The organism is Micromonospora sp. CPCC 205561 (assembly GCF_036906775.1).
Classification (GTDB): domain Bacteria; phylum Actinomycetota; class Actinomycetes; order Mycobacteriales; family Micromonosporaceae; genus Micromonospora.
In genome coordinates, this window is sequence record NZ_JBAKHV010000081.1 from 1 (window position 1) to 19,953 (window position 19,953).

At 74.8% G+C, this 19,953-nt stretch carries 20 protein-coding genes; 5 read left to right on the plus strand and 15 right to left on the minus strand.

All coding sequences use genetic code 11. The annotated features are described in order from the left end of the window. The 15 genes from V6V16_RS26165 to rimP form a co-directional block, all read right to left on the minus strand. Window positions 1-2,307 (minus strand): polyribonucleotide nucleotidyltransferase (locus tag V6V16_RS26165; protein ID WP_334566272.1); only part of this gene is annotated, 2,307 nt, incomplete at its 3' end. Between the two features lie 226 nt (window positions 2,308-2,533). After that, a complete protein-coding gene (gene rpsO / locus V6V16_RS26170) occupies window positions 2,534-2,803 on the minus strand; it encodes a 30S ribosomal protein S15 (protein ID WP_121396038.1) in 270 nt (89 codons plus the stop codon). Window positions 2,804-2,983: 180 nt separating this feature from the next. Then, complete coding sequence (locus tag V6V16_RS26175) at window positions 2,984-3,913, minus strand: bifunctional riboflavin kinase/FAD synthetase (RefSeq protein WP_334566277.1); 930 nt, start codon at window positions 3,911-3,913, stop codon at window positions 2,984-2,986. A 57-nt stretch (window positions 3,914-3,970) separates the two neighbouring features. Beyond that, window positions 3,971-4,855 carry a tRNA pseudouridine(55) synthase TruB gene (gene truB, locus V6V16_RS26180; protein ID WP_334566279.1) on the minus strand — a complete coding sequence of 295 codons (885 nt, stop codon included), beginning with the start codon at window positions 4,853-4,855 and terminating at the stop codon, window positions 3,971-3,973. Between the two features lie 106 nt (window positions 4,856-4,961). Beyond that, window positions 4,962-6,290, minus strand: a complete 1,329-nt coding sequence (locus tag V6V16_RS26185) for an MATE family efflux transporter (protein WP_334566281.1) — start codon at window positions 6,288-6,290, stop codon at window positions 4,962-4,964. Window positions 6,291-6,340: 50 nt separating this feature from the next. Continuing rightward, window positions 6,341-6,475 (minus strand): hypothetical protein, encoded by a 135-nt coding sequence (locus tag V6V16_RS26190; RefSeq protein WP_334566283.1) that lies wholly within the window; start codon window positions 6,473-6,475, stop codon window positions 6,341-6,343. A gap of 1,661 nt (window positions 6,476-8,136) precedes the next feature. Beyond that, a complete protein-coding gene (locus V6V16_RS26195; RefSeq protein WP_334566310.1) occupies window positions 8,137-8,346 on the minus strand; it encodes a DUF6186 family protein in 210 nt (69 codons plus the stop codon). Then, window positions 8,346-8,753: a hypothetical protein gene (locus tag V6V16_RS26200; RefSeq protein WP_334566285.1), complete on the minus strand. Its 408-nt coding sequence runs from the start codon at window positions 8,751-8,753 to the stop codon at window positions 8,346-8,348. The genes V6V16_RS26195 and V6V16_RS26200 overlap by 1 nt, the downstream gene beginning before the upstream one ends. Before the next feature lie 85 nt (window positions 8,754-8,838). After that, the gene (locus V6V16_RS26205; protein WP_442934157.1) at window positions 8,839-9,816 is read right to left on the minus strand and encodes a DHH family phosphoesterase; all 978 of its coding nucleotides are present in this window, start codon (window positions 9,814-9,816) and stop codon (window positions 8,839-8,841) included. 101 nt (window positions 9,817-9,917) lie between these two features. Next, window positions 9,918-10,415 carry a 30S ribosome-binding factor RbfA gene (rbfA, locus tag V6V16_RS26210; RefSeq protein WP_334566289.1) on the minus strand — a complete coding sequence of 166 codons (498 nt, stop codon included), beginning with the start codon at window positions 10,413-10,415 and terminating at the stop codon, window positions 9,918-9,920. A gap of 157 nt (window positions 10,416-10,572) precedes the next feature. Continuing rightward, window positions 10,573-10,866, minus strand: a complete 294-nt coding sequence (locus tag V6V16_RS26215; protein ID WP_091620728.1) for a DUF503 domain-containing protein — start codon at window positions 10,864-10,866, stop codon at window positions 10,573-10,575. Between the two features lie 87 nt (window positions 10,867-10,953). After that, on the minus strand, window positions 10,954-13,968 hold the full coding sequence (gene infB, locus V6V16_RS26220) for a translation initiation factor IF-2 (RefSeq protein ID WP_334566293.1): 3,015 nt from the start codon (window positions 13,966-13,968) through the stop codon (window positions 10,954-10,956). A 93-nt stretch (window positions 13,969-14,061) separates the two neighbouring features. Beyond that, window positions 14,062-14,394 carry a YlxR family protein gene (locus V6V16_RS26225; RefSeq protein ID WP_334566296.1) on the minus strand — a complete coding sequence of 111 codons (333 nt, stop codon included), beginning with the start codon at window positions 14,392-14,394 and terminating at the stop codon, window positions 14,062-14,064. Window positions 14,395-14,410: 16 nt separating this feature from the next. Then, on the minus strand, window positions 14,411-15,454 hold the full coding sequence (gene nusA / locus V6V16_RS26230) for a transcription termination factor NusA (protein ID WP_334566299.1): 1,044 nt from the start codon (window positions 15,452-15,454) through the stop codon (window positions 14,411-14,413). Then, on the minus strand, window positions 15,451-16,152 hold the full coding sequence (rimP, locus tag V6V16_RS26235) for a ribosome maturation factor RimP (protein WP_334566300.1): 702 nt from the start codon (window positions 16,150-16,152) through the stop codon (window positions 15,451-15,453). Before rimP ends, nusA begins: the two co-directional genes overlap by 4 nt. A 230-nt stretch (window positions 16,153-16,382) precedes the next feature. Here rimP and V6V16_RS26240 point away from each other — a divergent pair, with 230 nt between their 5' ends. From V6V16_RS26240 to V6V16_RS26260, 5 genes are all read left to right on the plus strand, one after another. Continuing rightward, window positions 16,383-16,832 (plus strand): hypothetical protein, encoded by a 450-nt coding sequence (locus V6V16_RS26240; protein ID WP_334566301.1) that lies wholly within the window; start codon window positions 16,383-16,385, stop codon window positions 16,830-16,832. Continuing rightward, complete coding sequence (locus V6V16_RS26245; RefSeq protein WP_334566302.1) at window positions 16,829-17,275, plus strand: ferritin-like domain-containing protein; 447 nt, start codon at window positions 16,829-16,831, stop codon at window positions 17,273-17,275. The genes V6V16_RS26240 and V6V16_RS26245 overlap by 4 nt, the downstream gene beginning before the upstream one ends. Before the next feature lie 55 nt (window positions 17,276-17,330). Further along, complete coding sequence (locus V6V16_RS26250; protein ID WP_334566304.1) at window positions 17,331-17,915, plus strand: PadR family transcriptional regulator; 585 nt, start codon at window positions 17,331-17,333, stop codon at window positions 17,913-17,915. After that, window positions 17,912-18,664: an ABC transporter ATP-binding protein gene (locus tag V6V16_RS26255; protein ID WP_334566305.1), complete on the plus strand. Its 753-nt coding sequence runs from the start codon at window positions 17,912-17,914 to the stop codon at window positions 18,662-18,664. The genes V6V16_RS26250 and V6V16_RS26255 overlap by 4 nt, the downstream gene beginning before the upstream one ends. Beyond that, on the plus strand, window positions 18,661-19,953 hold a 1,293-nt coding region (locus V6V16_RS26260), incomplete at its 3' end, for an FtsX-like permease family protein (RefSeq protein ID WP_334566307.1). The genes V6V16_RS26255 and V6V16_RS26260, both read left to right, overlap by 4 nt.

The following is a 19,953-nucleotide window of genomic DNA, read 5'->3' on the forward strand; positions in this document are numbered from 1 at the left end:
GGGGCCACGGCCGCCCCGGTCGCCGCCGCGCTCACGGTCGCCGCGGTCGCGCGGGGCCCGGTCGCCCCGGTCCCGAGCGGCCGGACGCTCGCCGCCCGCGGCGGCCTCGTCGCCCGCCGGAGCCTCGGCGCCCTCGGGGCGGACCTTGTCCAGGTAGATCTTGCCGCGGGCGTCGATGTCCGCGATCTCGACCTCGACCCGGTCGCCGACGTTGAGGAAGTCCTCGACCTTGTCGACCCGCTTGCCGTCGCCCACCTTGGAGATGTGCAGCAGGCCGTCGCGGCCCGGCAGCAGCGAGATGAACGCGCCGAACGCGGCGGTCTTGACCACCGTGCCGAGGAACCGCTCCCCGGCCTTCGGCAGGGTCGGGTTGGCGATGCCGTTGATCCGGTCCACCGCCGCCTGGGCGGACGGGCCGTTGGTGGCGCCGACGTAGATGGTGCCGTCGTCCTCGATGGAGATCTCGGCGCCGGTCTCGTCCTGGATGGCGTTGATGGTCTGGCCCTTCGGGCCGATCACCATGCCGATCTTGTCGACCGGGATCTTGACGGTGGTGACGCGCGGCGCGTACTCCGACATCTCCGCCGGCCCCTCGATGGCCGCCTGCATCACGCCGAGGATGGTCTGCCGGGCCTCGTACGCCTGCTGCAACGCGGCGGCCAGCACGTCCGACGGGATGCCGTTGAGCTTGGTGTCGAGCTGGAGCGCGGTGACGAACTCCGGCGTGCCGGCGACCTTGAAGTCCATGTCGCCGAACGCGTCCTCGGCGCCGAGGATGTCGGTCAGCGTGACGTACTCGGTCTTGCCGTCGACCTCGTCGGAGATGAGCCCCATGGCGATGCCGGCGACCGGCGCCTTCAGCGGCACACCGGCGGAGAGCAGGCCCAGCGTCGAGGCGCAGACCGAACCCATCGAGGTGGAACCGTTGGAGCCGAGCGCCTCCGAGACCTGCCGGATGGCGTACGGGAACTCCTCGCGCGACGGCAGCACCGGGATCAGCGCCCGCTCGGCGAGCGCGCCGTGGCCGATCTCGCGCCGCTTCGGCGAGCCGACCCGGCCGGTCTCACCGGTCGAGTACGGCGGGAAGTTGTAGTTGTGCATGTAGCGCTTGCGGTTCTCCGGAGAGAGGGTGTCGACCATCTGCTCCATGCGCAGCATGTTCAGCGTGGTGACGCCCAGGATCTGGGTCTCGCCGCGCTCGAACAGCGCCGAGCCGTGCACCCGGGGCAGCACGCCGACCTCGGCGGTCAGCGGGCGGATGTCGCGCGGGCCGCGGCCGTCGATGCGGACCTGCTCGCGCAGCACCCGGTTGCGCACCTCGGACTTGGTCAGCGACCGGAAGGCTGCGCTGAGCTCCTTCTCGCGGCCCTCGAAACGCGGGGCCAGCTCCTCGGCGACCTTTGCCTTGACCCGGTCGAGGGCCTCCTCGCGGTCGGCCTTGCCGGCGATCTGGAGCGCCTCGGCGACCTCGGCGCGGACCAGGTCGCCCACCGCCGCGTAGACGTCGTCCTGGTAGTCCAGGAAGACCGGGAACTCGGCGACCGGCTTGGCGGCCACCTCGGCCAGCTCGGCCTGCGCGCGGCACAGCTCGCGGATCGCCGGCTTCGCGGCCTCCAGGCCGCTGGCCACGATCTCCTCGGTCGGCGCGGTCGCGCCCGCCGCGATCAGCGTCACGGCGTGCGGCGTCGCCTCGGCCTCGACCATCATGATCGCGACGTCGCCGTCCGGCAGCGAGCGGCCGGCCACGACCATGTCGAAGGTGGCCCGGGCCAGCTCCTCCAGGGTCGGGAAGGCGACCCACTGGCCGTCGATGTGCGCGACCCGGGTCGCCCCGATCGGGCCCGAGAACGGCAGGCCGGAGAGCTTGGTCGACATCGAGGCGGCGTTGATCGCCACGACGTCGTAGGGGTGCTGCGGGTCGAGCGCGAGGATGGTCTCGACGACCTGGACCTCGTTGCGCAGGCCCTTGACGAAGGACGGGCGCAGCGGCCGGTCGATCAGCCGGCAGGTGAGGATCGCGTCCTCGCTGGGACGACCCTCGCGGCGGAAGAACGAGCCGGGGATGCGGCCCGCGGCGTACATCCGCTCCTCGACGTCGACGGTCAGCGGGAAGAAGTCGAACTGCTCCTTCGGCTGCTTGCCGGCGGTGGTGGCGGAGAGGACGACCGTCTCGCCGAGCTGGGCGACGACGGAACCGGCGGCCTGGCGGGCCAGCCGGCCGGTGGAGAAGGTGATCTCACGGGTGCCGAACGACCCGTTGTCGATCACGGCGGTGCGGGATTCGGTGCCGAGGTTGGTCTCGGTCATGGTGCTGTCGTGCTCCTTCGCATCGGGGGCCCACGACGCGGGGAGCTGCTCAGACGGCCGGTCTTCGATCGAAGCGCCCGGATGACCGGCGAGATGCCGGAGTGCCCGGGGGCCACTACCGGAGACCGGTACGCTGACCGGCTCCCCTTCTCGGGTGGTCGCGCGGCCCGGTTTCCTGTGGTGCCGGAGCGGGGGAGCGGCCCGGTCGGGCCACTCCCCCGTCACGTCACCGGCGCAGACCGAGCCGCTCGATGAGCGACCGGTAGCGGTTGATGTCCTTCTTCTGGACGTAGTTGAGCAGCCGGCGGCGACGGCCGACCAGCAGCAGCAGCCCACGGCGGCTGTGGTGGTCGTGCTTGTGCACCTTCAGGTGCTCGGTGAGCTCGGCGATCCGCTTGGTGAGGACCGCGACCTGCACCTCCGGCGAACCGGTGTCGCCGTCGGCGGTCGCGTACTCCGCGCGGATCTTGGCCTTGGCTTCCTGGTCGAGCGCCATGTTCTCCCTGTTTCGTGGGTCTTCGATGATGTCCGCCGGCTCGGTCAGTGGACCGGAAACGGACCGGTACCTCGCACCCGCGGCGTCGTGCAGGCACGCGAGGCCCCACGTCGGTCAGCCGACGTCTCCGCAAGACTACCAGCACGGTCGGACGGCGGCCGGTCAAGGGCCGCGACGCGGTCAGTCGAGCGCCCGCCTGGTCCGCTCGACGTCCTGCCCCATCTGCGCGACCAGCGGCTCGATCGCGTCGAAGCGGATCTGTCCGCGCAGGTGCGCGACGAAGTCCAGCGCCACCCGTTCGCCGTAGAGGTCACCGGAGAAGTCCAGCGCGTACGCCTCTACCCGCCGCTCCCGGCCGGAGAAGGTCGGGTTGGTCCCCACCGACACCGCCGCGGCCAGGGGCTCGGCGTGTCCCCGGCGCAGCAGCCGGGCGGCGTAGACGCCGTCGGCGGGGATCGCCGCGTACCGGTGGCAGAGCAGGTTGGCGGTGGGGAAGCCCAGCTCACGGCCGCGCTGGTCGCCACGGACCACCACCCCCTCGACCCGGTGCGGCCGACCGAGCGCGGCGGCCGCCGCCGCCACGTCCCCCGCGTCCACGCAGGAGCGGATGTACGTCGAGGAGAAGACCGTGCCGGCCTCGGCGACCAGCGGGGCCCCCTCCACGGCGAAGCCGAAGGTGCGTCCGAGCCGCTCCAGCAGCGCCACGTCACCGGCGGCCCGATGCCCGAAGCGGAAGTTGTCGCCCACCACCACCAGGGCGGCGTGCAGGTGCTCGACCAGGATGTCGTGCACGAACGCCTCGGCGGGCAGCCGGGAGAACTCCGGGGTGAACGGCACCACGCAGAGCACGTCGACGCCGAGCGCCTCGATCAGCTCGGCCTTGCGGGCGGTCTCGGTGAGCACCGCCGGGTGCGAGCCGGGCCGGACCACCTCGGCCGGGTGCGGGTCGAAGGTGACCACCACCGATCGCACGCCGAGCTCCCGGGCCCGGGACACGGCGTGTCCGATGGTCGCCTGGTGCCCCTTGTGCACGCCGTCGAAGACGCCGATGGTGACGACCGACCGCCCCCACCCGCCCGGCGCCGCGTCGTACCCCCGCCACCGCTGCATGCCGCTCCTCCCTGCCTCGCTCCGACGGACCGCCCCGGCCGCCGCTCCCCGCCCCCGTCAGGCGGGGGCGAGCACGATCTCCGCGCGGGCCCGGCCGTCCCGCTCGCTGACGATAGCGATCAGCGCGCCGTCGGGGCCGAAGACCGCGTAGGGTCCCGCGATCCCGGCCGGGTCGAGCGGCCCGCCGTGCGAGAGCACCCTCGCCTCGTCGGCGCCCGCGTCGCGGCGCGGGAAGAACCGGTCGGCCGCCGCGGCCAGCGGCAGGTTCACCACCTCGGGGGCGCGTTCCTCCAGCTCGTCGAGGGTGGCGGCCTCCGCGAGGGCGAAGCCGCCGACGGCGGTACGCCGCAGCGCGGTCAGGTGCCCGCCCACCCCGAGCGCCAGGCCGGCGTCCCGGGCGATGGCCCGGATGTACGTCCCGGAGGAGCAGGTGACGTCGATGTCCACGTCCACCACGTCGGGCTGGTCCCGGCGTACGGCGAGCAGCTCCAGCCGGGACACCGTGACCCGGCGGGCGGGCAGCTCGACGCTCTCCCCGTCGCGCACCCGCTTGTACGCCCGCTGCCCGTCGATCTTGATGGCGCTGACCGCGCTCGGCACCTGGTCGATCTCGCCGGTCAGCGCGGCCAGCGCCTCCCGGACCGCCTCGTCGGTGACCCGGCCGGCCGGGGTGGCGGCGATCACGTCGCCCTCGGCGTCGTCGGTGACGGTGGCCTGACCGAGCCGGACGGTGGCCGTGTAGCTCTTGCCGGCGCCGATCACGTAGGTGAGCAGGCGGGTGGCCCGCCCGACCCCGATCACCAGCACCCCGGTCGCCATGGGGTCGAGGGTGCCGCCGTGCCCCACCCGACGGGTCCGGGCCAACCGGCGGATCCGCGCCACCACGTCGTGCGACGTCATGCCGCCGGGCTTGTCGACCACGATCAGACCGTCTGTGCTCACGACACCCAAGCCTGCCAGACCGCGTCGGACGCCCCACCGCCGCCGTACGCCGGGCGACCTCTCCGCCCTGACCGCCCCGATGCCGGTGACCGTGACGTGCCGCGGCTCAGCGCACCACGCCGACCACGGCCCAGCCCCCGGAGCGCAGCCGCAGCAGCAGCGCCACCAGCCGCAGCACCACGAAGAGGGTGAGCCCGGCCCAGATGCCGCCGAGCCCGAGGCCGAGGCCGTACGTCAGCCAGATCGCCGGCAGGAAGCCGCCGAACGCGGCCACGACGGTGAGGTTGCGCAGGTAGCGCACGTCCCCGGCGCCGATCAGCACGCCGTCGAGAGCGAACACGACGCCGGCCAGCGGCTGCATCGCCACGAACCACGGCCAGGCGAGCATGGCCTGGTCGCGTACCTGCGGGTCGGAGCTGAACCAGCCCGGTACCACGCCGGCGCCGGCGGCGATGAGCCCGGCGAACGCCACACCGCAGGCGCCGCCGAGCAGCCCGATCCGGCGGGCGAGGTCGCGGGCGGCGTCGGCGTCGCCGGCCCCGAGGGCGGCACCGACCAGCGCCTGGGCGGCGACGGCGAGCGCGTCGAGCACCAGGGCCGTGAAGAACCACAGTTGCAGCGCGATCTGGTGCGCGCCGACGGCGGCGGCCCCGAAGCGGGCGGCGACGGCGGTGGCGCAGAGGAAGCTGGCCTGGAACGCGACGCCCCGGATCAGCAGGTCCCGGCTGAGCGCCAGCTGCTGCCCGATCAGCCGGGGCCGGGGCCGCAGCGGGACCCGCTCGGCGACCAACGCCCCGACGAAGAGCGCCCCGCAGACGGTCTGGGCGATGACGTTGGCCACGGCGGAGCCGACCAGGCCCAGCCCGGCGGGGTAGACCAGCAGCGGGCAGAGCACGGCGGAGAGCAGGTTCGGCCCGAGCACGAACACCAGCGGGCGGCGCATGTCCTGCACGCCGCGCAACCAGCCGTTGCCGGCGGCGGCGAGCAGCAGGCCGGGCGCCCCGAGGGCCGCGATCCGCAGCCACTGCGCGGCGGCCTCGGCCACCTCGCCGGGGCCTCCGGCGAGGGTACGCGCCAGCGCCCCGCCGCCGACCTGCATGCCGAGCGCGACCAGCACCCCCACCCCGAGGGCCAGCCAGGAGGACTGGACTCCCTCGGCGACGGCAGACGCCCGGTCGCCCGCCCCGAAGCGCCGGGCCGAACGCCCCGTGGTGCCGTACGCGACCACGGTGCCGAGCCAGGCGACGAGCGTCAGCACGGTGCCGCCGACGGCGAGGGCGGCCAGCGGCACCCGACCGAGGTGCCCCACCACCGCCGTGTCCACGAGCACGTAGATCGGTTCGGCGGCCAGCACGACCAGCGCCGGCAGGGCCAGCGCGGCGATTCGGCGCGGCGCGACGGCGGCCCGTGGGGCGGCGACGACGGGTGGGCTCATCGCCGCCGATCCTGACACGGTCAGGTAAGGATCGCAAACTGTCCGATCACTTACCGGCGGCCCGGCCTGCCCGGCGTCTGCTGCACGCCGACCACGTCCCGCACCAGCAGCGCTCCCCACGAGCGACGGGGCGCGCAGCGATCCCCGACCAGCACCACCACGGGCAGTGCGGCGGTGAGCGACATCGGCACGACGCGACACGACGGTGAGCGACATCGGCACGACGCGACGCGCGGCGAGCGACATCGGCACGACGCGACACGACGGTGAGCGACATCGGCACGACGCGACACGCGGCGAGCCCGGGCCGACAACGGTGGCCGCCCCGGGGCCGTCGCGCCGGCGAGGGAAGTACCGCGCGTGGCGGCCCTCGACGCCGACCCGGATCAGGACGAGCGTCACCGGTTCCGCCGGCACCGCCGCGAGCACCCGGCCGGACGCCGTCGCCAGGGCGACCAGCAGCGCGCCGAAGGAGAGGCGGCATAGGCCGATGCCGGTCGGGGTGAGCGTGGTGTGCTCGCGCACGAGGCACCAGGCGACCCGGATGGTGGCCCCACCACGCACGACGAACACGCACTTCTCCGGGGAGGGCCGCCGTCCCGGCAGGCCGCGAGTGCCTGGTGATCAGGACGCCATGGACGTCACCCGGTCGTTTTAGGGTCCATGGCGTCCTGATCACCGCTGATTGGGCCGGCGTTCTTGATTCGCGCGCCAGGACGCGGCAGGCGGACACGCCGCCCGGCCCCGAGACGGCAGGCGGTGCGCCTCGACGCCTCGGTGTCCGGCCGTCGGGCGGGCACCGCACATCCGACGCGGAGGCCGGACATCCGACGCGGAGGCCAAAGCTCCGTCGCGGCAGGCGTCGCCCCTCTGCGTGGCCTCGGTGTCGGACCTCGGGCAGGCGGTGTCCCTTGGCGTGGCCTCGCTGTCGGGCGCCTCGGGCAGGCACCGCACCCGAGGCGGACACCGCAGATCGGTGGCGGACATCGCACACCCGTGGCAGGGACCGCACATCGCGGCGGGACACCGCAGCCGTGGCAGGCGCCGCACATCCGCGGCGGGCACCGACACACCCGTGGCAGGCGCCGCACATCCGCGGCGGGCACCGACACACCCGTGGCAGGCGCCGCACATCCGCGGCGGGCACCGACACACCCGTGGCAGGCGCCGCACATCCGCGGCGGGCACCGACACACCCGTGGCAGGCGCCGCACATCCGCGGCGGGCACCGACACACCCGTGGCAGGCGCCGCACATCCGCGGCGGGCACCGCACGTGGCGGGCCGGCTGGCGCCGGGACGGCTGGAAGATCAAGGTAGAGGTAGGGGTGGGGCAGCGGACCGTTGGTCGGGACGGAGAGCCGCCTTTCCGGCGGCCGCTCGCACCGGCGACCGGCGCCCGCGGGCGGTGACGCTGTCGGCGTACGACGCCGGCGGCGTCACCGCCGGGCGGCGTCGGTCACTGCCGGGTGTCCATCGACGTCTGCAGCGCGCGGCGCATCTGCTCGCGGGCCTCGTCGGTGATCTGCGGCTTGGGCTTGCTCGGCATGGTGCTCCCCTTCCAGGGCGCGGGCCACCGGGGACGGCGGCCCTCACGGGCGGTCGTGCTGAGCGCCCGGCAGCGGTCCGGGGTCACCGGAGCGGCTGGTGGGCAGCGTGAGCCCGGGTCGGTCGACCCTGGGGGGAGGTGTTGCCGGGTGTGGCTCCACCGCCCCACGGCGGGCGCCGCCACACGACGCCGGCCAACTCCCAAGCTATCGTTAAGGTCCACATACTGCCCACGGTTCCCGCGATATGGACTCACCTTCCCGGCGCGCCGGGGCGGCCCGGGAGGATCGCGGCGGCGGTCAGCGGGCCAGGAAGTGCCAGCCCAGCCACCACCAGAAGCCGAAGAGCCCGATCCGGCCGACCGGCACCGGGCCCACCTCGTAGCGCATCACGTACGCGCAGATCTCGCCGAGCGTCGGGATCCGCGAGCCCTCCCGCCGGGCCAGCCACTCGACCACGGCGAAGAGCACCAGCGAGGCGAGAAAACCACCGATGGCGAGCGTCCGCATCATCGCCGCACCAGCCCCCAGAACGCCGACAGCCAGGCCAGCCAGGTCGCCGAGCGGACCAGCCGGTCCTCCAGCAGCGGATCGGCCAGCCGCGAGAAGGTGGGAAAGTCGTCCCCCGCGGCCAGCACGAACGTGGCCCCCTCGAACACCACGAAGACCACCACCGGCAGGGCCCACCAGGCCGCCGGGGCACCCAACCGGCGCGGCGCCGGCCGCCGGGGCACCCGGTTGCTCAGGCCGAGCCAGATCAGCACCCCACCGGTGCCGAGGGTCCAGAGGTTCGCCTCGGTCGAGAAGGACGGGAACCGGCCGCCGACCAGCGAGAGACAGACGAGCACCGGCACGGTGACGACGGGACGGTCCCAGGCGCGGGACGCCTCGACGGTGAGGTCGTGGGGCTGCTCCATCCCGCGATTCTCCCCGTACTCGGCGGAGCCGGGAAGACGGACACTCCCCCGAGCTCACCCTGATCTTCCCGCTCGGGCCCTCCGCTCAGCGCCGGCCGGGGCCGGTCAACGCGCCGTCGAGCTCCGCGCGGATCCGCTCGACGACCTCGTCGACCGAGCCGGCACCGGTGAAGCCGGCGGCGAAGCGGTGCCCGCCACCGCCCAGCGCCACCGCCACCCGGCTGACGTCCACCGCGCCCTTGCTGCGCATCGACACCGCCCAGTCGCCGGCCGTGGTCTGCTTGACCACGCAGCTCACGTCGGCCTCGGCGGTGCACCGCACCGAGTCGATCAACGCCTCCAGCACGTACGGCCGCTGGTCGTGCCGGACCAGGTCGTCCTGCGTCGCGTACGTCCAGACCAGGCCGTGCCCGGCGGCCGCGGCGGGTTCCAGGCGGGCCCGGCCGAGCACCTCGCCGAAGAGGCGGACGGCGCCGAACGGCCGGGTGTCGAAGATCCGCCGGGAGATCTCGCCGGGGCGGATGCCGGTGCCGAGCAGGCGGGCTGCCAGCTGGTGCACCGCCGGGGTGGTCGCCTCGAACCGGAAGGAGCCGGTGTCGGTGCTCAGGGCGACGTAGAGGCACTCGGCGATCGCGGCGTCCAGCGCGACGCCGAGGCGGGCGAGCAGCCCCTCGGCCACCACGGAGGTGGCCGCCGCGTCCGGGTCGACCAGATTGATCCGGCCGAAGCGGGTGTTCGACGCGTGGTGGTCGAGCACCAGCGCGGCGCCCGCGGTCTCCAGCCGGTCGACGAGTTCGCCGAGCCGCGACTCACCGGCCGCGTCGAAGCAGATGACCAGGTCCGGATCCGGGTACGCCTCGGTCGCCGGCACCAGCAGGTCGAGCCCGGGCAGCCCGCGGAACGGCTCGGGCACCTCGGGCGGGCCGGGGAAGGTCGCCTGCATCCGCCGTACGCCCAGCCGGCGCAGCCCGAGCCCGAAGCCGAGCATGCTGCCCAACGCGTCCCCGTCCGGGTTGACGTGGCAGATCAGCAGCACCCGCCCGTCCGGCGGCAGGTCCCGCACCGCCGCGACGGCGGCGGCCCAGTCCGCCTCGCTCGGGCCCGCCCCGGCCGGCGGCGCCGCCTCGGCGAGCGCCCCACCGGCCCGGCCGCCGGAGGGCTCGGTCACCTCGGGTCCCCGCCCCGGGGCGGGGTCTCGTCCTCGTCCTGGTCGGCCTCGGCGTCCTCGTCCTCGGCGTCCTCGTCCTCGTCCAGCCGGTACGGCTGGGCCTCGCCCGCGTACGCGGCCCGGGCGGCGAGCCGCTGCACCTCGGCGTCGGCGTTGCGGGCCTGGGCGAGCAGGTCGTCGATGTGCTTGACCTGGTCCTGCACGTCGTCCAGGACGAAGGTCAGCGTCGGCGAGTGGCGCAGCCCGAGCGCCTTGCCGACGGTGCTGCGCAGCATGCCCTTGGCGCTCTCCAGCGCCGCCGCCGTGCCCGCCTGGGCCGCCGCGTCGCCGAGCACCGTGTAGAAGACCGTCGCGTCGCGCAGGTCCGCGGTGATCCGGGCGTCGGTGATGGTGATCATGCCCAGTCGGGGGTCCTTGATCTGGCTACGCACCACCGACGCGACCAGTTCACGCACCCGCTCCGCGTGCCGGCGTACCTTGGCCGGATCAGACATCTCGCCACCTCCACGGCGTCCTGCACCCGGCCGTGACCCGGCGACGCGGAGCGCCCCGGGGCCGGCCGGCCGACAACTCGAACACTACCCGCGCGGCAACCCGCGCCGCGCGGCGCCGGCTCCGTACCGGCTCTGCGACGGAGGGCCTCCGCCGGGGTCAGTCCTCCTCGCCGTGCAGCCGCCGGCGCACCGAGAGCAGCTCGGTCTCGGGCCGGCCGGCCACCAGGCGCTCGCAGGAGTCCAGCACCTCGCGGACGTGCGACGCCTCGGCGGCCACCACCGCCACGGCTATCTCCGCCCGACCGTGCAGGTCGAGCGCCCCCACCTCGGCGGCCGAGACCTCGAAGCGGCGCAGCGCCGCGACGATCGGCCGTACGTAGGATCTCTTGGCCTTGAGCGACCGTGAGTCGCCCGGCAGCAGCAGGTCGAATACCGCGGTTCCCGTGAACATCGCCACGGACCATACCCCTGCCGCCCCCCACATGATCAAGGGGTTTACGCCTCTCGGCGTAAACCCCCCGATCAGTGGTTCACCGGATCAGGCGCGAACCTTCTCCCGCATCTCGAAGGTCTCGATGACGTCGCCGACCTGGACGTTGTTGTAACCACCCAGGGTCAGACCACACTCGAAGCCCTCGCGTACCTCCGTGGCGTCGTCCTTGAACCGCTTGAGCGAGCTGATGGTGAGGTTGTCCGCCACCACCGACCCGTCCCGCAGCAGGCGCGCCTTGGCGTTGCGCCGGATGATGCCCGACCGGACGATGCAGCCGGAGATGTTGCCGATCTTGGACGAGCGGAAGACGTCGCGGATCTCCGCGGTGCCCAGCTCGACCTCCTCGTACTCCGGCTTGAGCAGGCCCTTGAGCGCCGCCTCGATCTCCTCGATGGCCTGGTAGATCACGGTGTAGTACCGGATCTCCACGCCCTCGCGGTCGGCGATCTCGCGGACCTTGTTGGCGGCCCGCACGTTGAAGCCGATGATCGTGACCGCCTCGGACGAGGCGCTCGCGAGCATGACGTCGCTCTCGGTGATCGCACCCACACCCCGGTGGATGATCCTGAGCTGGACCTCCTCCGGGATGTCGAGGTTGAACAGCGCGTCCTCGAGCGCCTCCACCGAACCGGAGACGTCGCCCTTGAGCACCAGGTTGAGCGAGGTCTTCTCGCCCTCCTTGAGCTGCTCCATGAGCGTCTCGAGGGTGGCCCGGCCGCGGGAGTTGGCGAAGGACGCCGCCCGCCGCCGCGCCTGCCGCTGCTCGGCGATCTGCCGCACCGTGCGGTCGTCCGCCGCGGCGAGGAACGTGTCGCCGGCGCCGGGCACCGCGGTCAGACCGAGGACCAGGACCGGACGCGCCGGACCGGCCTCGGCAACCTGGTTGCCGTTCTCGTCGAGCATCGCGCGGACCCGGCCGTGCGCCCCGCCGGCGACGATGGAGTCGCCCGCCCGCAGGGTGCCCTTCTGCACCAGCACCGTCGCCACCGCACCGCGGCCCTTGTCGAGGTGCGCCTCGATGGCCACACCCTGGGCCGGCCCGTCGATCGGAGCGGTCAGCTCCAGCGACGCGTCGGCGGTCAGCAGGACGGCCTCGAGCAGCTCGTCGATGCCGATGCCCGGCTTGGCCGCCACGTTGACGAACATGGTGTCGCCGCCGTACTCCTCGGCGACCAGTCCGTACTCGGTCAGCTGCTGGCGGACCTTGTCCGGGTTGGCCTCCGGCTTGTCGACCTTGTTGACCGCCACCACGATCGGCACGTCGGCCGCCTTGGCGTGGTTCAACGCCTCGATCGTCTGCGGCATCACGCCGTCGTCGGCCGCGACGACGAGCACCACGATGTCGGTGACCTGGGCACCACGGGCACGCATGGCGGTGAACGCCTCGTGACCCGGGGTGTCGATGAAGGTCACCGCGCGGTCCTCGCCCTCGTGCGGCACGTGGACCTGGTAGGCACCGATGTGCTGGGTGATGCCACCCGCCTCGCCGGCCACGACGTTCGCCTTGCGGATCGCGTCGAGCAGCTTGGTCTTACCGTGGTCGACGTGACCCATGACGGTCACCACCGGCGCACGGCTGACCAGGCGGTCCTCCGCGATCTCGGCGTCGAGGTCGATGTTGAACTGCGCGAGCAGCTCGCGGTCCTCGTCCTCCGGGCTGACGATCTGCACGTCGAAGCCGAGGTGCTCACCCAGCAGCAGCAGGGTCTCGTCGGAGCAGGACTGGGTCGCCGTGACCATCTCGCCCAGGTTGAACATCTCCTGGACCAGCGAACCCGGGTTGGCGTTGATCCTGTCGGCGAAGTCCGACAGCGAGGCGCCACGGGAGAGCCGGACGACCTGACCCTGACCCCGGGGAGCACCCGAGCTCATGGTCGGGGCCGACAGGTTGTCGAACTCCTGTCTGCGCTGCTTCTTGGACTTGCGACCGCGCGTCGGCTTGCCGCCCGGACGCCCGAAGGCACCCGCGGCGCCGCCGCCACGGCCACGGCCACCGCCACCGGGACGACCACCGCCACCGGCCGGCGCGCCCGGACGGAAGCCACCGCCCGGAGCACCGCCGCCGCCGCCGGGACCGCCACGGTAGCCACCGCCACCGCCGCCGGGACCGCCACCGGGGCCGCCACGGAAGCCGCCGCCACCGCCGCCGCCACCGGGACCGCCACGGAAGCCCCCGCCACCGCCGCCGCCACCGGGGCGACCCGCGCCGCCACCGGGACGACCCGCGCCACCGGGGCCGGGGCGACCGGTTGCCGGCCGCTGGCTCGGCATGGAGGCCGGGCTCGGACGGGGCGGCATGGAGGCCGGGCTGGGACGCGGAGGCATGCCGGACGGGCTGGGCCGGGGCCCACCCGCACCGGCGGCCGGGGGCCGCTGCTGCTGTTGCTGGCTGCCCTGGATGCCGAACGGGTTGTTACCGGCGCCGCGCGCCGGCGGACGCCCGCCCGGACGACCACCCGGGCCCGGCGTCGGCGCGCCGGGGCGACCGGCGGCCGGGGAACCCGGACGGGGCGGCATGGCACCCGGACCCGGTCGGGGACCGGGACGGTTGCCACCGTCGGCCGGGGGCTCCCGGCGGACGTTCTCACGCTGCTGCTGCCGAGCGGCCTGGGCGGCCTTGACCGCGGCCTCCTGCTCGGCCTTCAGCGCGGCGGCACGCGCTTCGGCGGCCGCCACCTCGATGTCGTGGGCACTCGCCGGCTTGGCGACCGGGGCCGCGGGCTGCGGCGGGCCGGGCACCGGGCCCTTGGGCTTCGGGCCGGGGGTCGGCGCGGCCGGCCGCCGGGGCGGCATCGGCTTGGCCGAGACCCGGGGTCCGCCGGGGGCGGGCGAGGGCGTCGGGGTCGGGGTCGACGCCGGGGCGGCCGCCGGTGGGGCGGCCGGTGCCGGGGATCCGGCGGAGGCGACGAATGCGCTGCGCAGCCGCCGGGCGACGGGCGCCTCGACGGTGCTGGACGCGGACTTCACGAACTCGCCCATCTCCTTGAGCTTGGCGAGAACGGTCTTGCTTTCGACCCCGAGCTCTTTTGCAAGCTCGTGTACGCGGGCCTTACCTGCCACTGCACTCCTCACTCCGAGGTCGTGCGGGCAGCACCCGCAGCGACCTCACTCGTGCACTTGAAGCCTGGTCATTTCAGGGACTTCATCGTGTGCTCATGTCGGTCGTCCTACCCTGCTAGCGACCCTCGCCCGGTCGGGCTGACCGGACGTAGTGGTTGACGCGTCGACGTGCTCCGCCAACTCACCGTGGTCAGGGACCCCGGTGATGCGCAGCGCCCGCCCGAAGGCGCGCCGCCGCACCGCTTGCGCGAAGCAGGCCGGATCCGGGTGCATGTTCGCTCCCCGACCCGGCAGCCTGCGGGCCGGATCGGGCCGAAGGCTGTGACCAGCCTCGTCGCCGACCGCGACGATCCGCAGCAATTCGCTGGCCGGCGCACGTCGCCGGCAACCCACACAGGTGCGCTCCGGCAGCGCGCGTCGTACCACTGGAGAAAGTCTACCCCTAGGTGCCCGAGATCGCGCCGCCCGGCTCCGGGACGTGATCAGCTCCGCCCCGGCCGGCCGCGCCGGCCTGCTCCGCGTCGGACCGGATGTCGATGCGCCAACCGGTCAGCCGGGCGGCAAGTCGGGCGTTCTGCCCCTCCCGGCCGATGGCGAGGGAGAGCTGGAAGTCCGGGACGGTCACCCGGGCGGTGCGGCTGGCCAGGTCGACCACCTCGACCCGCAGGGCCTTGGCGGGCGACAGGGCGTTGCCGACGAAGGTCGCCGGGTCGTCCGACCAGTCGATGATGTCGATTTTCTCGCCGTGCAGCTCGCTCATCACCGCGCGGACCCGCTGGCCCATCGGCCCGATGCAGGCGCCCTTGGCGTTGACGCCCTGGACGGTGGAGCGGACCGCGATCTTCGTCCGGTGACCCGCCTCACGTGCGATCGCGCCGATCTCGACCGTGCCGTCGGCGATCTCCGGCACCTCGAGCGCGAAGAGCTTCTTCACCAGCGCCGGGTGGGACCGGGAGAGGGTGATCTGCGGCCCGCGCATCCCCTTGGCCACGTGCACCACCACGCAGCGGATCCGCTCGCCGTGCGCGTAACGCTCGCCGGGCACCTGCTCGGACTGCGGCAGGACGCCCTCCAGCTTGCCGAGGTCGACGCTGACGATGCCCTTCTCGGAGCGGGCCTCGTGCGCCTGCACCACGCCGGTGACCAGGTCGCCGTCGCGGCCGACGTACTCACCGAAGTGCACCTCGTCGGTGGCCTCCCGCAGCCGCTGGAGGATCACCTGCTTGGCGGTCATGGCGGCGATCCGCCCGAAGTCGTGCGGGGTGTCGTCCCACTCCCGCGCCACGGTGCCGTCCTCGGCCATCTCCTGCGCGTAGACCAGGGCCGCGCCGGACTTGCGGTCGATCTCCACCCGGGCGTGCGACTCCGCCCCGTCCGTGTGCCGGTAGGCGGTCAGCAGCGCGGCTTCGATCGCCGCGAGGATCGTGTCGAACGGGATCTCCCGCTCGCGCTCGAGTGCGCGCAGCGCCGCGAGGTCGATGTTCACCTCTCCTCGTCCTCCACATCATCTTCGTCGTCGAAGTCGTCGGTGTCGTCAATGTCGTCGGGTTCGCCCGACTCGTCGATCTCGTCGAGGCGGTGGAACTCGACCTGCACCCGGCCGGGGCCGAGCTGCGCGTAGGTCCACCCGGCGCGGCCGGTCTCAGTCTCCAGCACCACGCGCTCGTCGTCGGCCTCGACCACCCGGCCGGTGACCTGCCGGTCGCCGGCGGGCTGCTCGGCGCGAGGGTCGGGGGCGGCGCCGGCGCCGCGGACGGTCACCTTGACCAGCCGGCCGACGTTGCGCCGCCAGTGCCGGGGCAGGACGAGCGGCCGGTCCACGCCGGGGGAGCTGACCTCCAGCTGGTACTCCCCGGCGACGATGTCCCCGCCGGCCTCCTCGGCCGCGTCGAGGGCCGCGGAGACGGCCCGGGAGACCTCGGCGACGGCGTCCAGGTTGATCCCGCCGTCGGCGTCCACGATCACCCGCACCACGTGCCGCCGGCCGGCCCGGGAGACCGAGAGGTCCTCCAGGTCGTAGCCGGCGCCGGCGACCACCGGCTCGATAACCTCGCGCAGCCGCGCCCGTCGGGCGGCGAGGTCGCCGCGCGGGCCTCCGGCGCGCTCCCCGCCCCGGGGGGCGTCGGCGCGCCGGGGTCTCCCCGCCGGACCCGTCGACCTCGTGGCACGGCCACGCTGCGTCATCTCCGCACCCTTCCGCTGATCGGCGGCGCCCACTGGGCCGCCCATGCCGGCACGCCACCGGGGCTGACGCGCCGGTGGCTGCGCAGAGCGTAACGCGCCTGCCGCCGCCCGGGCCGGGCGGCGCACCGACGCCGGTGGAGCACGTACGGCCGGTGATGGTGTTGACTTGTCCGGTGGCGACGGGCGGAACGACACGACGCGGCGGAGCAACCGGGCATTCCCGGCGAACGGTGCTGCGCGCCGGGGCGTTCCTGGCGCTCGGCGGCGCGGCGGCGCCGCTGACCGGCTGCGGCCTGCTCGACCGCGACGACGGCCCCGACCCCGGGCCCGACCCGCTCACGCCGCTGCTCGACGAGTCGCTGCGGCTCGCCGCCGGGCACCGCGACGCCGCCGCCGCGCACCCCGCGCTCGCCGGCCTGCTCACGCCGATCGCCGAGGCGCACCACGCGCACGCGGCCGAACTGGCCCGCGTCATCGGCGTGCCGCTGCCGTCGGCGTCCGCCCCGGCCGCCGCCGTCCCGGCCGGGGACCCCGCCTCGGCACGGGCCGCGCTGCGCGAGAGCGAGCGCGGCGGCCGGGAGACCGCGACCAGGGCCTGCGCCGCGGCGCCGGCGGAGCGGGCCGCGCTGCTCGCCTCCATCGCCGCGGCCCGGGCCACCCACGTGGAGGCGCTGAAGTGACCGCACCGACACCGGCCGGGCCGGCCGACGCGCTCGGCGCGGCGCTCTCCGCCGAGTACGCCGCGATCTGGGCGTACGGGCCCATCGGGGTACGCCTCACCGGCGCGGCCCGCACCGCAGCGAGGGAGGCGGAGGCCGCGCACCGGCGCCGCCGCGACGACCTGATCGTGCGGCTGAGCACGGGCGGCGGCAGCGTTCCCGCCGACCGGGCCGGCTACGCGCTGCCGTTCCCCGTCACCGACCGGGCGGGCGCGCTGCGGCTGGCCGTCGAGGTGGAGGAGCGCACGGCGGCGTTCTGGCGGGCGGTGGTGCCGGTCACCACCGGCGCCGACCGGGACGGCGCGCTGGCCGCCCTGGTCGAGTACGCCCTGCGGGCCACCCGCTGGCGACGGGCGGCCGGGATCACCCCCCTGACGGTGCCGTTCCCGGGCCGGCCCACCTGACCGGCGACCCCGCTCCGGTTGCAGGTCGCATACCAGGTATGCATACTCCGTTGCCATGTCCATCCGTCACGGGCTGCTCGCCCTGCTCGAACGCGGCCAGATGTACGGCTACCAGCTGCGCGCCGCGTTCGAGGAGTCGACCGGCTCGACCTGGCCGCTGAACATCGGGCAGGTCTACACCACCCTGTCCCGCCTGGAGCGGGACGGGCTGGTCCGGTCGTTGCCCGAGAGCGAGGCCGGGCAGCGCCCGTACGAGATCACCGACGCCGGGCGGGCGGACCTGACCCTGTGGTTCGCCACCCCGATCAGCCGCACCGACCGGCCCCGCGACGAGCTGGCGATCAAGCTGGCCCTCGCGCTGACCACGCCCGGCGTCGACGTGCGCGCGGTGGTGCAGACCCAGCGCAGCGCGACCATGCGCACGTTGCAGGAGTTGACCCGGTTGAAGTACGCCAGCGACCGCCCGGAGGACCTGCCGTGGCGGCTGGTGCTGGACGCCATGGTGTTCCAGGCGGAGTCGGAGGTGCGCTGGCTGGACCACTGCGAGGCCAGCCTCGTGCGCTACCGTCCGGCGGGACCCGGCCACCCGCCCGCGCCCGCCGGGGCGGTGGAGCGGGCCGACGAGGAGGCACGACGGTGAGCACGGGGAGCGGGGGCGGGGCGCCGGGCGCACCCGTGCTCGACGTACGTGACGTGCACCGCACCCACGGCACCGGCCCGGCGGCGGTGCACGCGCTGCGCGGGGTGAGCCTCGCCGTCCGGCCGGGAGAGCTCGTCGCCGTGATGGGGCCGTCCGGCTCGGGGAAGTCGACCCTGCTCGCCCTGGCCGGCGGGCTGGACGGCCCGACGGCGGGCGAGGTGTACGTGGAGGGGCAGCCGCTCGGCGCCCTGGACCGGCGCCGGCTGGCCCAGGTGCGCCGCCGCCGGATCGGCTACGTCTTCCAGGACCTCAACCTGCTCGGCAGCCTCACCGCGGTGGAGAACGTCGCCCTCCCCCTCGAACTCGACGGCACCGGCGTCCGGCGGGCCCGCCGGCTGGCGCTGGACGCGCTGGCCGAGGTGGGCCTGCCCGAGCTGGGCGACCGCTTCCCCGACCAGCTCTCCGGCGGGCAGCAGCAGCGGGTGGCGATCGCCCGCGCCCTGGTCGGTGAGCGCCGGCTGGTGCTCGCCGACGAACCCACCGGGGCGCTCGACTCGCAGACCGGCGAGGCCGTGCTGCGCCTGCTGCGGCGCCGCGTCGACGCGGGGGCCGCCGCCGTGCTGGTCACCCACGAGGCGCGGCACGCCGCCTGGGCCGACCGGGTGGTCTTCCTGCGCGACGGTGTGCTGGTCGACTCGACGGCCCCGCTGAGCGGGGTGGAGCAGTTGCTGAGCGGCAGCGATCGGTGAGCGGGGGCCGGGGCGGCCGGCTCGCCCGCGCGGTCGGCTCCTGGTGGGCCGCGTTGCGGATCGCCCGGCGGGAGGCCCGGCGGGCCCGGGGGCGTACGGCGCTGGTGCTGGCGATGATCACGCTGCCGGTGCTGGTGCTGACCTTCACGGCGGTGAACTGGGACATGGCCGAGCTGACCCCGGCCGAACGGATCGAGCGCCAGCTCGGCGCCGCCGACGCGGAACTGCTCCGGGTGGCGGCGCAGCCGATCGTGCAGAGCCCCTGGGGCGACAACTGGAACTCCCGGCAGGGAGAACCGGCCCCGGCCGCGGCGGTCACCGCCGAGGAGGTGACCGCCCTGCTGCCGGCGGGGAGCCGGGTGACGCCGCTGCGCCGCTGGGTGTCCTTCGACGCCCGGGTCGGCGAGCGCGTCGAGGGCAACCTCACGGGTCGTGTGGTGGACCTCGCGGACCCGCTCGGCCGGGGCCTGGTCCGGTTCCACCAGGGTCGCCCGCCGGCCGGGCCGGACGAGATCGCGGTCAGCCCGGCGGCGGCGCGCCGCCTCGACGTCCGCACCGGCGGCACCGTCACCTCCGGCGACGGCGTCCGCTCCTGGCGGGTGGTCGGGGTCGCCGAGTACCCCGACGACCTGGGCCCGGTGGTGACGCTGCACCCGGCGGCGACGCGCCGGGGGGAGGCCGACCCGGACAACAACAGCTGGCTGGTCGACCTGCCCGGGGCCGTCGACGAGGGACTGTTCCGCCGGCTCAACGAGCGCGGCGTCCTGGTGCACGCCCGCGTACCGGGCCCGCCCCCGGAGTCGGACGACATCGCCGCGCTCCCGCCGGAGCGCCGCTACTCGCTCGACGCCGAGGGGATGAGCGTCTCGGTGCTCGTCGGCGGGCTGGGACTGCTGGAGGTGGTGCTGCTCGTCGGGCCGGCCTTCGCGGTGGGCGTACGACGGCGGCGCCGGGACCTCGCGCTGGTCGCGGTGGCCGGCGGCGACGACGCCCAGCTGCGCCGGATCGTGCTGGCCGACGGCGTGGTCCTGGGCGCCGTCGGGGCCGCCACCGGGGTCGCCCTCGGCATCGCCGCCGCGTTCGCCGGGCGGTCGCTGATGGAGCAGTACTTCTTCGGCGCGCGCTTCGGCGGGTACCGCTGCTGGCCGGCGGCCCTCGCGGCGATCGCCGCCGTCGCGGTGCTCGCCGGGGTGCTGGCCGCGCTGGCCCCGGCCTGGACGGCCGCGCGGCAGGACGTGGTGGCGGGGCTGGCCGGCCGGCGCACGCCGCCGGCGCACCGGCGGCGCTGG

Coding starts and splice junctions, on each gene's coding strand:
- rpsO (WP_121396038.1), bottom strand. CDS start 2,803: ATGGCGCTCGACCAGGAAGCCAAGGCCAAGATCCGCGCGGAGTACGCG.
- V6V16_RS26175 (WP_334566277.1), bottom strand. CDS start 3,913: ATGCAGCGGTGGCGGGGGTACGACGCGGCGCCGGGCGGGTGGGGGCGG.
- V6V16_RS26185 (WP_334566281.1), bottom strand. CDS start 6,290: ATGAGCCCACCCGTCGTCGCCGCCCCACGGGCCGCCGTCGCGCCGCGC.
- V6V16_RS26190 (WP_334566283.1), bottom strand. CDS start 6,475: ATGTCGCTCACCGCCGCACTGCCCGTGGTGGTGCTGGTCGGGGATCGC.
- V6V16_RS26195 (WP_334566310.1), bottom strand. CDS start 8,346: ATGCGGACGCTCGCCATCGGTGGTTTTCTCGCCTCGCTGGTGCTCTTC.
- V6V16_RS26200 (WP_334566285.1), bottom strand. CDS start 8,753: ATGGAGCAGCCCCACGACCTCACCGTCGAGGCGTCCCGCGCCTGGGAC.
- rbfA (WP_334566289.1), bottom strand. CDS start 10,415: ATGTCTGATCCGGCCAAGGTACGCCGGCACGCGGAGCGGGTGCGTGAA.
- V6V16_RS26215 (WP_091620728.1), bottom strand. CDS start 10,866: ATGTTCACGGGAACCGCGGTATTCGACCTGCTGCTGCCGGGCGACTCA.
- rimP (WP_334566300.1), bottom strand. CDS start 16,152: ATGACGCAGCGTGGCCGTGCCACGAGGTCGACGGGTCCGGCGGGGAGA.
- V6V16_RS26250 (WP_334566304.1), top strand. CDS start 17,331: ATGTCCATCCGTCACGGGCTGCTCGCCCTGCTCGAACGCGGCCAGATG.